General features: G+C 65.6%; 14 protein-coding genes. 10 read left to right on the top strand and 4 right to left on the bottom strand.

What is annotated here, in order from left to right; genetic code table 11:
• The first annotated feature begins 132 nt into the window (after positions 1-132).
• The 4 genes from I6F16_RS14820 to I6F16_RS14805 are packed head-to-tail and all read left to right on the top strand — an operon-like array spanning position 133 to position 4,410.
• The gene (locus I6F16_RS14820; RefSeq protein ID WP_225111625.1) at positions 133-2,214 is read left to right on the top strand and encodes a M3 family metallopeptidase; all 2,082 of its coding nucleotides are present in this window, start codon (positions 133-135) and stop codon (positions 2,212-2,214) included.
• Positions 2,214-2,852, top strand: coding sequence for a DUF1007 family protein (locus I6F16_RS14815; protein WP_225111626.1), 639 nt, complete (start codon positions 2,214-2,216; stop codon positions 2,850-2,852). The genes I6F16_RS14820 and I6F16_RS14815 overlap by 1 nt, the downstream gene beginning before the upstream one ends.
• Positions 2,849-3,964, top strand: a complete 1,116-nt coding sequence (locus tag I6F16_RS14810) for a nickel/cobalt transporter (RefSeq protein WP_225111627.1) — start codon at positions 2,849-2,851, stop codon at positions 3,962-3,964. The genes I6F16_RS14815 and I6F16_RS14810 overlap by 4 nt, the downstream gene beginning before the upstream one ends.
• 8 nt (positions 3,965-3,972) lie before the next feature.
• A complete protein-coding gene (locus I6F16_RS14805; RefSeq protein WP_225111628.1) occupies positions 3,973-4,410 on the top strand; it encodes a thioesterase family protein in 438 nt (145 codons plus the stop codon).
• Positions 4,411-4,416: 6 nt separating this feature from the next.
• Here the strand turns inward: I6F16_RS14805 and I6F16_RS14800 are convergent, their stop codons facing one another.
• Entirely contained in the window at positions 4,417-4,815 is a 399-nt protein-coding gene (locus I6F16_RS14800) for an MAPEG family protein (protein WP_035997738.1), read from the bottom strand.
• An 83-nt stretch (positions 4,816-4,898) separates the two neighbouring features.
• On the opposite strand from I6F16_RS14800, the gene hemH reads away from it, so the two are divergent.
• The 4 genes from hemH to I6F16_RS14780 all read left to right on the top strand — a co-directional run bounded on the left by hemH (position 4,899) and on the right by I6F16_RS14780 (position 8,726).
• Positions 4,899-5,936 carry a ferrochelatase gene (gene hemH, locus I6F16_RS14795; protein ID WP_109142384.1) on the top strand — a complete coding sequence of 346 codons (1,038 nt, stop codon included), beginning with the start codon at positions 4,899-4,901 and terminating at the stop codon, positions 5,934-5,936.
• 10 nt (positions 5,937-5,946) lie between these two features.
• The gene (locus I6F16_RS14790) at positions 5,947-6,924 is read left to right on the top strand and encodes an ABC transporter substrate-binding protein (RefSeq protein WP_225173831.1); all 978 of its coding nucleotides are present in this window, start codon (positions 5,947-5,949) and stop codon (positions 6,922-6,924) included.
• A 343-nt stretch (positions 6,925-7,267) separates the two neighbouring features.
• Positions 7,268-8,257 carry an SPFH domain-containing protein gene (locus tag I6F16_RS14785; RefSeq protein ID WP_036021375.1) on the top strand — a complete coding sequence of 330 codons (990 nt, stop codon included), beginning with the start codon at positions 7,268-7,270 and terminating at the stop codon, positions 8,255-8,257.
• 25 nt (positions 8,258-8,282) lie between these two features.
• Entirely contained in the window at positions 8,283-8,726 is a 444-nt protein-coding gene (locus I6F16_RS14780) for an NfeD family protein (protein WP_225111630.1), read from the top strand.
• A 181-nt stretch (positions 8,727-8,907) separates the two neighbouring features.
• Here I6F16_RS14780 and I6F16_RS14775 read toward each other — a convergent pair whose 3' ends face one another.
• Entirely contained in the window at positions 8,908-9,234 is a 327-nt protein-coding gene (locus tag I6F16_RS14775) for a helix-turn-helix domain-containing protein (protein ID WP_035997791.1), read from the bottom strand.
• A gap of 71 nt (positions 9,235-9,305) precedes the next feature.
• Here I6F16_RS14775 and I6F16_RS14770 point away from each other — a divergent pair, with 71 nt between their 5' ends.
• A complete protein-coding gene (locus I6F16_RS14770) occupies positions 9,306-9,863 on the top strand; it encodes a carboxymuconolactone decarboxylase family protein (protein ID WP_225111631.1) in 558 nt (185 codons plus the stop codon).
• Positions 9,864-10,021: 158 nt separating this feature from the next.
• Here I6F16_RS14770 and I6F16_RS14765 read toward each other — a convergent pair whose 3' ends face one another.
• Entirely contained in the window at positions 10,022-11,029 is a 1,008-nt protein-coding gene (locus I6F16_RS14765; protein ID WP_036021423.1) for a KpsF/GutQ family sugar-phosphate isomerase, read from the bottom strand.
• 190 nt (positions 11,030-11,219) lie between these two features.
• Here I6F16_RS14765 and I6F16_RS14760 point away from each other — a divergent pair, with 190 nt between their 5' ends.
• The gene (locus I6F16_RS14760; RefSeq protein ID WP_225111632.1) at positions 11,220-12,962 is read left to right on the top strand and encodes an outer membrane beta-barrel protein; all 1,743 of its coding nucleotides are present in this window, start codon (positions 11,220-11,222) and stop codon (positions 12,960-12,962) included.
• Between the two features lie 183 nt (positions 12,963-13,145).
• Here I6F16_RS14760 and I6F16_RS14755 read toward each other — a convergent pair whose 3' ends face one another.
• Positions 13,146-14,597, bottom strand: a complete 1,452-nt coding sequence (locus I6F16_RS14755) for a glutamate synthase subunit beta (protein WP_225111633.1) — start codon at positions 14,595-14,597, stop codon at positions 13,146-13,148.
• Between the last annotated feature and the right edge of the window lie 81 nt (positions 14,598-14,678).

Here is a 14,678-nt window from a genome sequence, read left to right as displayed (position 1 = left end):
TCAGAGAGTCCTGGCTTCGAGGGCCGCAATCTCCCCGAAAAGGAGGCTGGGGGCAAGGGCAAACGGCCCAAAAAAGCCCCACGCGTGCTATAGCTGGCCGCAACAATCGAGCCACGAAATCCGGGACTTGTGATGTCAGAACCCCGCCAAACTACGGACGCCGAGACCAATCCGCTGCTGAAGGCCTGGGTGACGCCGTTCGCGACCCCGCCCTTCGACGAGATCAAGCCGGAGCATTTCCTGCCGGCCTTCGAGCAGGCCTTCGCCGACCACGCCGCCGAGATCGCGGCGATCACCAACGATCCCGCGGCGCCCGACTTCGCCAACACCATCACGGCGCTGGAGCGCTCGGGCAAGCTCCTGAGCAAGGTCGCGGCGGTCTTCTACGACCTCGTCTCGGCGCATTCCAACCCGGCCATCCTGGAGATCGACAAGGAGGTCTCCTTGCGGATGGCGCGGCACTGGAATCCGATCATGATGAACGCCGTGCTGTTCGGCCGCATCGCCCATCTGCACGAGAACCGCGCGGGTCTCGGTCTCACGCCCGAGCAGCTCCGCCTCTTGGAGCGCACCTACACCCGCTTCCACCGCGCCGGCGCCGGCCTCTCCGAAGAAGCCAAGGTGCGGATGGCCGAGATCAACGAGCGGCTGGCCCAGCTCGGCACCGGCTTCAGCCACCATCTGCTCGGCGACGAGCAAGACTGGTTCCTGGAGCTCGGGGAGTCCGACCGCCAGGGCCTGCCGGAGAGCTTCGTCGCCAGCGCCAAGGCTGCGGCGGAAGAGCGCGGCATGGCAGGCAAGGCCATCGTCACGCTGTCGCGCTCCTCGGTCGAAACGTTCCTGAAGAGCTCCGCCCGGCGTGACCTCCGCGAGAAGGTCTACAAGGCCTTCATCGCGCGCGGCGACAACGGCAACGCCAATGACAACAATGCGACCATTGTCGAGATCCTGAAGCTGCGCGAGGAGAGCGCCGGGCTCCTGGGCTATCCGACCTACGCCGCCTACCGGCTCGAGGACTCCATGGCCAAGACGCCGGACGCGGTGCGCGGCCTGTTGGAGCGGGTCTGGAAGCCGGCCCGCGCCCGCGCGCTTGCCGACCGCGACGAGATGCAGGCGCTGATCACGGAGGAGGGCGGCAATTTCAAGCTCGCCCCTTGGGACTGGCGCTTCTACGCCGAGAAGCTGCGTCTGCAGCGCGCCAATTTCGACGATTCCGCGATCAAGCCGTATCTCGGTCTCGACAACATGATCGCCGCCGCCTTCGACTGCGCCACGCGCCTGTTCGGCGTCACCTTCGAGGAGCGCAAGGACGTTCCGGTCTGGCACCCGGACGTCCGGGTCTGGGAGATGAAGGACAGGGGCGGCAAGCACAAGGCGCTGTTCTATGGCGACTACTTCGCCCGGCCGTCCAAGCGCTCCGGCGCCTGGATGACCTCGCTGCGCGACCAGCAGAAGCTCGACGGCGACGTCGCGCCGCTGGTTCTCAACATCTGCAATTTCGCCAAGGGCGCCGGCGGCGAGCCGTCGCTGCTGTCGCCCGACGATGCCCGCACCCTGTTCCACGAGTTCGGCCACGGCCTGCACGGCATGCTCTCCAACGTGACCTATCCCTCGCTGTCGGGCACCTCCGTGTTCACCGACTTCGTCGAGCTGCCGTCACAGCTCTACGAGCACTGGCAGGAGCGGCCCGAGGTGCTGCAGAAGTTCGCCCGCCACTACCAGACCGGCGAGCCGCTGCCGGACGACCTGCTGCAACGCTTCCTCGCCGCGCGAAAATTCAACCAGGGCTTTGCCACGGTCGAGTTCGTCTCCTCGGCGCTGGTCGACCTGGAATTCCACACCCAGCCGGCCGCCGCCGCGCAGGATGTCCGCGCCTTCGAGAAACGCGAGCTGGAGAAGATCGGCATGCCCGAGGAGATCGCGCTGCGTCACCGGCCGACGCAGTTCGGCCACATCTTCACCGGCGACCATTACGCCGCCGGCTATTACAGCTACATGTGGTCGGAGGTGATGGACGCCGACGCCTTCGGCGCGTTCGAGGAGGCCGGCGACATCTTCGATCCCGCCGTGGCCAAGCGCCTGCACGACGACATCTATTCGTCGGGCGGATCGGTCGATCCGGAAGCCGCCTACGAGGCGTTCCGCGGCCGCCCGCCGGAGCCGGATGCGCTGCTCCGCCGCCGCGGCCTGCTCGAAGACGCCAAGGCGGCCTGATGAGCATGCGCGCCCTGTTCGGATGCCTGCTCGCCGCCGCGATGACGCTCGTATCAGGTGCGGCGAGCGCGCATCCCCATGTCTGGATCACCGCGACCAGCGAATTGCTCTATGCTGCCGACGGCAGCGTCACCGGCGTGCGCCACGCCTGGACCTTCGACGACATATTCTCGGCCTATGCGGTGCAGGGGCTCGAGAGCAAGACCAAGGGCGCGTACACAAGCGAGGAGCTGAAGCCCCTGGCGCAGACCAACGTCGAGTCGCTGAAGGAATACGCCTACTTCACCTTCGCCAAGGCCGACGGCAAGAAGGAGCGGTTCCAGGAGCCGGTCGACTATTTCCTGGACTACAAGGACACGGTGCTGACCCTGCACTTCACGCTGCCGCTGAAGAACCCGGTCAAGCCCAGGCAGCTGGTGCTCGAAGTGTTCGATCGTTCCTTCTTCATCGACTTCCAGATGGCCAAGGACAGTCCGGTCAAGCTGGTCGGTGCGCCCGCGGGGTGCCAGATGAAGCTGGAACGGCCGAACGACGGCACCGCGAGCGCCCAGAAGCTCAACGAGCAGACCTTCCTGAACGGCGAGAACTCGAATTTCGGCATGATGTTCGCCAACAAGATCACGGTGGATTGCCCTTGAAGCCGCAACTCTCTCCGCTTGCGCGCGGGCTGCTCGCCACTGCCGCTGTGCTGCTGGTCGTGGCCGTGACTGATGCCGCGCTTCATGATCTTCTCGCGCAAAACCCGTTCGGTGCGCCGCGACCAGCGCAGGCGGCCGAGCCTGAAGCGAGCGGCCTCATCGGCTGGCTGCTCGCCAAGCAGTCGGAATTCTATCGCCAGATGTCGGCGACGATCCGCGCCGCGAAGTCCGATGGCTCGGCGGTGTGGACGCTGCTGTTCATCTCGTTCGCCTATGGCATCTTCCACGCCGCCGGTCCCGGCCACGGCAAGGCGGTGATCGCGTCTTATCTGGTCGCCAACCGCGAGACTGCGCGGCGCGGCATCGCGCTGTCCTTTGCCTCGGCCCTGATGCAGTCGGTGGTCGCGATCCTCATCGTCGGCATCTCGGCCTGGGTGCTGAATGCGACGGCCAAGACGATGTGCAAGGCGGAAGGCGTGATCGAGATAGCGAGCTACGCCCTGATCGCGCTGTTCGGCCTGCGCCTGGTCTGGGTCAAGGGCCGCACCTTCATCGGCGCACTTCAGGCCACCCAGCCGGTGCCGGCGATCGCAGGCGTGCCGCACGACCATGATCACGATCATCACCATCATCGTGATAGGCACGATCATCATCACCACGATCACGGCCATGATCATCACGGCCACGCTCACCATCACCACGGGCACGACCACGTCCACGACGAGCATTGCGGCCATTCCCACGGACCCACGCCAAGCGAACTCGCCGGCCCCGGCGGCTGGCGGCGCGGCTTCGCTGCGATCCTGACCGTCGGCATCCGCCCCTGCTCGGGCGCAATCCTGGTCCTGGTGTTCGCGCTGGCGCAGGGCCTGTTCTGGGCAGGGATCGCCGCGACATTCCTGATGGGGTTGGGCACCGCGATCACGGTGGCGGCCATTGCTGTCGTCGCCGTCTCCGCCAAGGACATTGCCGCCCGCCTCAGCGCCGGACGCGACGGCGGTGGCGCGCTGTTTATGCGCGGCATCGAGTTCGGCGCCGCGAGTCTGGTCCTGCTGTTCGGCGTCGGCCTCCTGTTCGGCTACATCGCCGCCGAACGGACCACGTGTTTTTGAGGCGATAGATGTCGCGCGAACACTTCTGGTTCTTCCACCCGTTCCGGGTGCGCTATTCCGAGATCGACGGCCAGGGCGTCGTCTTCAACGCGCATTATTTGACCTATTTCGACACTACCATCACCGAATATTTCCGCGCGCTCGGCTTCGACCAATATGCGGATGCAAAGGCGAGCGGCATCGATTTCCACGTCGTCAAATCGCTGATCGAGTACAAGGCGCCTGTTAGGTTCGACTGGGAGCTCGACGTTGGCGCGCGCGTGGCGCGGATCGGCAATTCAAGTCTCGTGTTCGAGCTCGCGATTTTCGTGAAGGGTGGCACGGATGCGCTGGTGACCGGCGAGATCGTCTGGGTCTACACCGACCAGAAGACCCATCGTCCGGTCACGATCCCGGCATCAATGCGGGCACTGATCGCAACGCGAGAACGCCATCTTTCGGCGTGAAGCCGCTCACACCGGCAGAAACCGCTTCAATGCCGGCATGAAGAAGATGCCGAGATTGATCGCAAAGCCGATGCTCCAGAGGATCGAGCGCAGCGTCGGGCGGTTGCCGAGATACGTCAGCACATAGGCAATCCGCACGATCAGGAACAGCGCCGCGAGCTCGTCGATCAGCCGCTGCGGCGCTTCCCTGTATTCGGCGAGCAGCACCGCGAACGCAAAGAACGGAAACGTCTCGATGCCGTTCTGGTGCGCGCCGAGCGCCCGTTGCGACAGGGCGTCCTCATAGAAGGCGGGGTCGCGCGGCCGGGAATTGTCGAAGCGGCGAAACCTGATCCATTTGACCGTGACGATCGTCGACAGATAGAGCAGCAGCGCCCCGAAGACGCACCATTCCGCGAGTGTCATCCTGCCTCCCCCCGCTTGGGTGCGACCCTAGCGAACCCCGGCTCATCTTGACAAGTTCGGACCAACGCGCGACCCAACCAGTCATGAACAGCGTCCTCCCCCTCGAGACCGCGAAACCGGCCACCCGATCCGCCCTACCGCGCGTCGGCGTGCTCCTGATCAATCTCGGAACGCCCGATACGGCCGATGCTCCGGGCGTGCGGGTCTACCTCAAGGAGTTCCTCAGCGACGCCCGCGTCATCGAGGACCAGGGCCTGATCTGGAAACTGGTGCTGAACGGGATCATTCTGCGCAGCCGTCCGCGCACCAAGGCGCTCGACTACCAGAAGATCTGGAACAATGAGCGGAACGAGTCGCCGCTGAAAACCATCACGCGCTCGCAAAGCGACAAGCTCGCGGCCGCATTGTCGGACCGCGACAACGTCGTCGTGGATTGGGCGATGCGCTACGGCAATCCGTCGATCAAGTCGGGCATCGACGCGCTGATCGCGAAGGGCTGCGAGCGTATCCTGGCCGTGCCGCTCTATCCGCAATATTCGGCCTCGACCTCGGCGACCGTCTGCGACGAAGTCTTCCGCGTGCTCGCGCAGCTGCGGAACCAGCCGACTCTGCGGGTGACGCCGCCCTACTATGACGACGAAGCCTATATCGAGGCGCTCGCCGCCTCGATCGAGGGCCATCTGGCGACGCTGTCCTTCAAGCCGGAGCTGATCGTGGCATCCTTCCACGGCATGCCGAAAGCCTATGTCGACAAGGGCGATCCCTATCAGCAGCACTGCATCGCGACGACCGAGGCGCTGCGCCGCCGGCTCGGCATGGACGAGACCAAGCTGCTGCTGACCTTCCAGTCGCGCTTCGGCAACGACGAGTGGCTGCAGCCCTATACCGACAAGACCATGGAGCGGCTTGCCAAAGAGGGCGTGCGCCGCATCGCAGTGGTGACGCCGGGCTTTTCCGCCGACTGCCTGGAGACGCTAGAGGAGATCGCGCAGGAGAACGCGGAGATCTTCAAGCACAATGGCGGCGAGCAGTTTTCCGCGATCCCCTGCCTCAACGACAGCGGACCGGGCATGGACGTGATCCGCACCCTGGTGCTGCGCGAGCTCCAGGGCTGGATCTGATGGGCGTCCCATGAACCGCCGCCGGTGCCTGGCGCTTCTGGGGATGCTCGCGGCGCTGCCGGCCCCGGCCCTGGCGCAGCAGCCGAACGCGACACGGCGGCTCGGCGTGCTCTCGGTCACGGCTGCTGATGATGCGATCGGCCAGACGCGCAGCATGGCCCTGGTCGAAGCGCTCGCCGGCCAAGGCTGGAAGGAGCGCGACAATCTCAAGATCGATTGGCGCAACGGCGTCGGCGAGCGCGCCCGCATCGCGCAGCTCGCCGACGAGCTGATCGCGCTCAAGCCCGACATCCTGCTTGCGGTCGGCACACCCTCGGTCGAAGAGCTGCGCCGGCGCACCACGACGATCCCGATCGTGTTCGCCGTCGTCACCGATCCCGTCAGCCAGGGCTTTGTCGAAAACCTCGCGCATCCCGGCGGCAACCTCACCGGCTTTACCGATTACGATGGTCCGCTGGCCGGCAAATGGCTGGAGATGCTGACGCAGGTCACGCCGAAGGTGTCCCGCGTTGCGGTCGTCTTCAATCCCGCCACCGCGCCGTTTGCGCCCCTGATGCTGCGCACCATCGAGGACGCCGCACGGACGCTGCGCCTGACGGTCGAGCCCGCGCCCGTCCGTGACGCCGTCTCGATCGGGGCGCTGGCTTCCAGGCAAGACGGCGCCATCCTGGTCCTGCCGGACTTCTTCACCATGGCCAACCGCGCGCAACTGCTCTCGGCGATCGCACAGGCGCGTGTGCCCGCGGTGTTCTGGAGCCGTACCTTCGTCGACGAAGGTGGGCTGATGTCCTACAGCACCGACAGCGTCGAGCAGCTTCGCCGCGCCGCGGACTATATCGATCGGATCCTGAAGGGCGCACGGCCGGCCGACCTGCCGGTGCAGAATCCCACCAAGTTTGAGCTCGCGCTCAACCTGAAGGCGGCGAGAGCGTTCGGCATCACGCTTTCCCCGGGCCTGCTTGCAATTGCGAATGACGTGATCGAATGAACCCGTCCGTGACGGACGCCTCGCCCGAATTCGTTAATTTCCGCTGCTAGAGCATGATCCGGAAAAGTGTGAAGCGGTTTTCCGAAAAGATCATGCTCAAACAATGACCTAAAGCGCGATGACGATTCATCCTGATCGCATCGCGCTTTAGGCCTGCGTCCGTGCGCTTTCAAGAGCCTGTCGCAAATACATATCGCGACCGTTCTCTTGCTGTACGTCTTGTGTGGAATTGCTCCGATACCGACGTGAATTGCGACCGCTGAACCGGTAGGATCGTGATCCCGACCAATGACAGCGCCGGAAAGGGCTTTTTCCTGACGTCTTGTCCCGGCTTGGAGGAGATATGAGCGGCTTCGACATTTTCGCGATTGTTCTGGTTTTGCTCGTCATCGTCACGCTGGTCGCCGGCGTGAAGACGGTGCCGCAGGGCTATGACTGGACCATCGAGCGGTTCGGCAAATACACCCAGACGCTGAGCCCCGGGCTCAATTTGATCGTGCCCTATTTCGATCGCGTCGGGCGCAAGATCAACATGATGGAGCAGGTGATCGACATTCCCGAGCAGGAGGTGATCACCAAGGACAACGCCACGGTGACGGTGGACGGCGTCGCCTTCTATCAGGTGTTCGATGCCGCCAAGGCGAGCTACGAGGTCGCCAACCTGAACCAGGGGATCACGGTGCTGACCATGACCAACATCCGCTCGGTGATGGGCTCGATGGACCTCGACCAGGTGCTGTCGCACCGCGACGAAATCAACGAGCGCCTGCTCCGTGTGGTCGACGCCGCGGTCTCGCCCTGGGGCGTCAAGGTCAACCGCATCGAGATCAAGGACATCGTGCCGCCCGCCGACCTGGTCGAAGCCATGGGGCGGCAGATGAAGGCCGAGCGGGTCAAGCGCGCCGACATTCTCGCGGCCGAAGGCCAACGCCAGTCCGAGATCCTGCGCGCCGAGGGCGCCAAGCAGGGCCAGATCCTCCAGGCGGAAGGCCGCCGCGAGGCCGCCTTCCGCGATGCCGAGGCGCGCGAGCGGTCGGCGGAAGCCGAGGCCAAGGCCACGCAAATGGTCAGCGAGGCCATCGCCAAGGGCGATGTCGCTGCGCTAAACTATTTTATCGCCGATAAATATATCAAGGCATTCGGGCAACTGGCCGATTCGCCGAACCAGAAGGTCATCATGCTTCCGGTCGAAGCGATGAGCATGCTGGGCTCGCTCGCCGGCATCGGCGAAATTGCGAAGGCCACGTTCGGGGAGAGCGCGGTGGCCGCGGCCCGCCGCGGCGGCTCGGTACCGTCGTCGGGCCCGACACCGCCGTCCGTGCCGCAGCAGTAACGGGACTATTCACAGAGGTCGTGTCATGACCGACATGTTCGTATCGCTCGGCAACTGGAACTGGCTGATCCTCGGCTTCATCCTGATGGCCCTGGAGGTGCTGGCGCCCGGCATCTTCCTGTTCTGGCTTGGGCTCGCTGCGCTGCTGGTCGGCCTGATCTCGTTCGCGGCTGCGATCTCCTGGCAGATCCAGCTCGTGATGTTCGCGATCTTCGCCGCCGCCGCCGTGCCGGTCTGGCGCCGTCTGGCCAAGCCGAAGCCGGACGCCAGCGCCAGTCCGTTCCTCAACAAGCGCAGCGAAGCCCTGCTCGGCCGCGAGTTCACGCTGGAGAAGCCGATCATCGACGGCACCGGCACCGTGCGGATCGGCGACACGGTATGGCGCGTGGCTGGGCCCGATACGCCGGCCGGCACGCGGGTGAAGGTGGTACAGGTCGACGGCGCCAACCTGACGGTCGCCGCGGCGTGAGGACTTTTCCCCTCTCCCCTTGCGGGAGAGGGTGGCTCGCCGCAAAGCGGCGAGACGGGTGAGGGGTGTCTCTCCGCGATAGCTAAGCTGAGTTCGTGGAGAGAGACCCCTCATCCGGCGCTTCGCGCCACCTTCTCCCGCAAGGGGAGAAGGAACACCAGCGCGTGGCAACGAGTGATGCTCACCTTCTCCATCGCTCCGCAAACCTGTGCAGTGGCATGAAGGTCTCGCACAATTCCCGGCCCAGCGGTGTCAGTCCGTAACCTCCGCCGTCGCCCAGCTCCACGAAGCCCGCCTCGCGCAGCTCGGTCAGCCGGGCCTGCAGCACCGTGGGCGAGGCCTCGTCGCAGGCGCTGCGCAGGGCGCGCGAGGTGAGGGGCTCTCCGCGCAACTCCCACAAGATCCGCAAGGCCCAGCGCCGGCCGAGCAGGTCGAGCAAAGCCATGATCGGCCGTCCGGTGCGCGAGCCGCGGACGCGGCGTTCTGCTGTTGTCGCCCGTTTCGCCATGGTCACCTCTTGCGTCATGCTACGGATAATGTAGCGTAGTGCTACGGTAAATGTAGCAATGGAAATCGCTCATGTCCCAGGCCTCACCGCGCATCGCCCCGCTCTCGCCGCCTTATCCCCTGGAGATCCAGGCGCAGTTCGACCGCATCATGCGCGGTGCGCCGCCGCTGGTGCTGTTCCGGGTGATGGCGGGCCATGACCGCGCCTGGGACAAGTTTCGCGCGGGCGGGCTGCTTGATCCGGGGCCGCTCTCGCTGCGCCAGCGTGAGATCGTCATCGACCGCACCTGTGCGCTGAACGGATGCGAATACGAATGGGGCGTGCATGTCGCGATCTTCGCCGGGCCGGCGAAGCTCACCGCGGAGGAGGTGCGTGCGACGGTGCTGGGTGATACGAATTCGGCCCTTTGGTCGCCGGCCGAGCAGGCGCTGATCGCAGCCGTCGACGCGCTGCATCATCGCGCGACACTCGCGGACGAGGAGTTCGCCGCGCTGTCGACGCATTACGACGAGGCGCAGATCCTGGAGATCATGCTGCTGTGCGGCTTCTATCGCACGGTGTCGTATCTGGCGAACGGGCTGCGCTTGCCGCTGGAGGAGAACGCGGCGCGGTTTCCGGCGCCGCTCTAGCGGCCGTCATTGCGAGGAGCGTCTCATCCTCACCGTCATTCCGGGGCGCGCGAAGCGCGAGCCCGGAATCCATCGGGCAGCGACCTCGGGGTGAAATGGATTCCGGGTTCGCGCCAAGTGGCGCGCCCCGGAATGACGGGTGAAGCGGGCTGGGCGCCCTACGCCACGCCCGCGCGCAGCAGATCGTGCAGGTGCACGATCCCGACCACCTTGCCCGCTTCCGTCACCAGCAGCGAGGTGATCTTGCGGGTGTTCAGCACCTCGATCATCTCGGTCGCGAGCATCGAGGGCGGCACGGTCTTGGGTTGCTTCGTCATGATCTCGTCGACGGTCACCGTCAGCAGATCGGGCCGCATGTGGCGGCGCAGATCGCCGTCGGTGATGATGCCGACGGCCTCGCCCGCATCGTTGACGATGCAGACGCAGCCGAGCCCCTTCGCCGACATCTCGACCACGGCTTCCGACATCTCGGTGCCGAGCGGCTTGAGCGGAATCTCAGCGCCCGTGCGCATGTAGTCGCGGACGAATTTCAGCATCGCGCCCAGCTTGCCGCCGGGGTGGAAATGCGCGAACTCCAGCGCGGTGAAGCCGCGTCCCTCCAGCAGCGCGATCGCGAGCGCGTCGCCGATCGCGGCCTGCATCAGCGTCGAGGTGGTCGGCGCCAGATTGTGCGGGCAGGCCTCGCGCGCCTTGGGCAGCTCGATCACGAGGTCGGCGGCCTGGCCGAGCGAGGACGACGCGCTCGAGGTCACCGCGATCATCGGGATCGCAAAGCGCGCCGAATAGTTCACGAGGTTCTTCATCTCCGGCTGCTCGCCGGACCAGGACAGCGCCAGGATGACGTCGTCGGGCGTGATCATGCCGAGGTCGCCATGACCGGCTTCGGCGGCGTGCACGAAGAAGGAAGGCGTGCCGGTCGAGGCCAGCGTCGCGGCGATCTTGCGGCCCATATGGCCTGACTTGCCGAGCCCGGTGACGATGACGCGGCCCTTGGCATTGCGGATCAGCTCGACCGCCTTGGCGAACGGCTCGCCCAGCGGGCCGCGCAGCGCGCTAGCGAGCGCATTGATGCCGCCGCTCTCCGTCTCCAGCGTGCGGAGCGCGGATTCGACGCTATCGGGAATGGAGCCGGATGATTGGGTCATCAGCGGTTTCGAGCTCGGCATGGTCGGGTCCAGGGAGGAGGGGCGTTCCCCATTGGCGCCTGCTTAGCACGCCCCGATCAGCGAGGCGACGCGCGGCCGGATGCCCTCAACCGGTCATTAACCATAATTGTTTTAACTCCATTAACGATGGTTCTCGCCAGTCGGCGGGGATGATCGAGAAAGTGTTTGATTTCGTTGGGGTAATTCCATCGTGGGGTCGTCTCCAGGCAGGGGCCGGAGCAAGGTCGCGCATTTCCTGCGCGCCTCTTTGCCGTGCCTCGCGCTGACCACCCTCGCAAGCGGCCCGGCGGCGGCCCAGGGGCTCACGCCCGACCTGTTCAATCCCAACCGCGGCGCCTTCGCCTCGCCCGAGACGCTGCCGACCCGCCGCACCGCCGGCGTACCCCAGGCGCCCTCCGATGCCTTGCCGAAACTGCCTGATCCCAACGCCGACCCGCGCCAGCGCCAGCAGGCGCCGGCGAGCTCGCGTGTCGGTCAGGTCCCGACCTACGGCCTGCCGGCCGCCACCGGCGCGAGCGGCTCCGGCTACGACTCGCTCAACCGCAAGCGCCAGCAGCCCAAGCTCTATCCGGGCCAGCCGAAGCCGAAGCGCGCCGCCGGTCCCGGCTCGCCACCGCCGCCGGCAACGCCGGCCACGACGCTGGGCCCGCCGCGCATCGCGCCCCCGCCGTCCGAGACGGCGCACAAGGTCCCGGTGCCGGCGGCGATGGCGGGCAACGTGCCCGGCCAGCCGCTGCGCCGTCGTCTCAAGCTCGACGAGGATCCGTTCGGTGCGGTCGGCGATTACGCCGGCAGCTTCCTGATCAAGGGCGGGCTCGAGCTCTCCGCCGGCTACGACAGCAATCCGACGCGCCTCAACAGACCGGTCGGTTCGCCCGCCTATGTCATCGCGCCCGATCTGCTCGTGGTGTCGGGTTGGGAGCGCCACGCGCTGGTCGCCGATCTACGCGGCTCGTTCTCGGGCTACACCAACGACATGCCGGCGACGATCAACGGCTTGGCCTCGCCGTCGCCGGTCGAGGCCAACCGTCCCGATTTCAACGGCCATGTCGATGGCCGGCTCGACGTCACCCGCGATTTCAAGCTGACCTCGCAGCTGCGCCTGCGGCTCGCCACCGACAATCCCGGCAGCCCCAACGTGCAGGCCGGCCTGCAGAGATATCCGGTCTACGCCGCCTATGGCACGACGCTCGGCTTCGACCAGACCTTCAACCGCTTCCAGGTCGCGGCCGGCGCCACCATCGATCGCACCGCCTACACCGATTCCAAGCTCACCGACGGCTCGACCTTCAGCAACGACGACCGCAACTTCAACCAATATGGCGGCGTCGGCCGCTTCTCCTACGACCTCAAGCCCGGCCTAAAACCCTTCGTCGAGATCCAGGGCGATACCCGCGTCCACGACCAGGCTTCCGACCGCAACGGCTATTTCCGCGATTCCAACGGCGGCTATGCCAAGGTCGGCTCGTCCTTCGAGTTCTCGCGCATCCTCACCGGCGAGATCTCGGTCGGCTATTCCGCGCGCAGCTACACCGATCCGCGCCTCAGCCAGCTCGCAGGGTTTCTGACCACGGGCTCGCTGATCTGGAGCGCCAGCGGCCTCACCACGGTAAAGTTCTTCACCGACACGCAGATATCGGAGACCACGGTCCCCGGCTCATCCGGCGTCCTGGTGCGCACTTACTCCGCCCAAGTCGACCACGACTTCCGCCGCTGGCTCACCGCGGTCGGCAAGTTCACCTACGGCACGCTCGACTACCAGGGCCAGAACCGCAACGACAAGACCTACTCGTTCGAAAGCAATTTGATCTACAAGCTCAACCGCAACATCTGGGTCAAGGGCACGCTGCGCCACGACATCCTGAATTCGAGCCAGCCGGGCTCGAGCTCGCAGGGCACGGTGGTGCTGCTCGGGGTGAGGCTGCAGAATTGAGGCGCTTGTTAGCGCGTCGCACGAGACGAAGCCGAAAGGCACGGCTCTCTCCAATTGTCATTCCGGGGCGCGCCACTTGGCGCGAGCCCGGAATCCATCGGGCGTCTGGGTTGGTGATGAATGGATTCTCAGGTGCGCAATTGCGCACCATAGCTCGCGCTTCGCGCGCCCCGGAATGACATCTCAGCGCGGCAAATCCGTCTTCCCCATAAGGAACGTATCGATCGACCGCGCGCACAGCCGGCCCTCGCGGATCGCCCACACGACGAGCGATTGCCCACGCCGCATGTCGCCGGCGGTGAACACGTTGGGGCGCGAGGTCTGGTAGTCCAACGTGTTGGCCTTGACGTTGCCGCGCGGGTCGAGCTCGACCGCGAGCAGCTTGAGCAGGCCCTCGTGCACGGGATGGACGAAGCCCATCGCGAGCAGGACCAGCTCGGCATCGAGCTCGAACTCGGTGCCGGCAATCGGCTTGAACTTGTCGTCGACGCGGACGCAGTGCAGCTTCTTGACCTGGCCGTTCTCGCCCGAGAACTTCTGGGTCAGCACGGCGTATTCGCGCACCGCGCCTTCGGCCTGGCTCGAGGAGGTCCGCATCTTCAGCGGCCAGTTCGGCCAGGTCAGGCCCTTGTTCTCGCGCTCAGGGGGAGCGGGCATGATCTCGAGTTGGGTCACCGACAGCGCGCCCTGGCGCAGCGAGGTGCCGATGCAGTCCGAACCGGTGTCGCCGCCGCCGATGACGACGACATGTTTGCCGCCGGCCAGGATTTCCTGGACGCCGCCGAGCGGCTCCTCGGAGACGCGGCGGTTCTGCTGCGGCAGGAAGTCCATGGCGTAGTGGATGCCGGCGAGCTCGCGGCCGGGGATCGGCAGGTCGCGCGGGGCTTCCGCACCGCCGGTCAGCGCCACGGCGTCGTACTCGTTGAGCATCTCGCGCGGATCGACGTTGCCCTCAGCGCCGACATGGCTGTTGTAGTGGAAGGTGACGCCTTCGGCTTCCATCTGCGCCACGCGGCGGTCAATGACGCCCTTCTCCATCTTGAAGTCGGGGATGCCGTAGCGCAGCAGGCCGCCGGCCTTGGCGTACTTCTCGTAGAGGTGGACGTCGTGGCCGGCGCGCGCCAGCTGCTGCGCACAGGCCATGCCGGCCGGACCCGAGCCGATCACCGCGACTTTCTTGCCGGTCTTCACAGTCGCGACTTCCGGCTGGAGCCAGCCATTGTCCCAGGCGCGATCGACGATCGCGCATTCGATGGTCTTGATGGTGACGGGGTTGTCGTCGATGTTGAGCGTGCAGGACGCCTCGCACGGCGCCGGGCAAATGCGCCCCGTGAACTCCGGGAAATTGTTGGTCGAATGCAGGTTGCGCGAGGCTTCTTCCCAATTGCCCTGGTAGACGAGGTCGTTCCAGTCGGGAATCTGGTTGTTGACCGGACAGCCCGGCGTGCCCGGCGCGACCGAGCCGGTGCCGTGGCAATAGGGAATGCCGCAATTCATGCAGCGCGCGGCCTGGTCGCGCACCTCCTTCTCGGAGAGCGGAACGACGAATTCCTTGTAATGCTTCACGCGCTCGGCGACCGGGATGTACTTGCGGTCGTGCCGTTCGATTTCCAGAAAACCCGTGATCTTGCCCATTAAACCCGAAGTCCCTGCCGCTTAAATTCGTCTTGTTGTTTCCTCACCGTCATTGCGAGGAGCGAAGCGACGAAGCAATCC

The sequence above is a fragment of the Bradyrhizobium sp. IC4060 genome (genome assembly GCF_020193715.1).
GTDB classification, from domain to species: domain Bacteria; phylum Pseudomonadota; class Alphaproteobacteria; order Rhizobiales; family Xanthobacteraceae; genus Bradyrhizobium; species Bradyrhizobium yuanmingense.
Note: the sequence above shows the minus strand (reverse complement) of the source record. Positions and strands in the feature narration are given on the sequence as shown.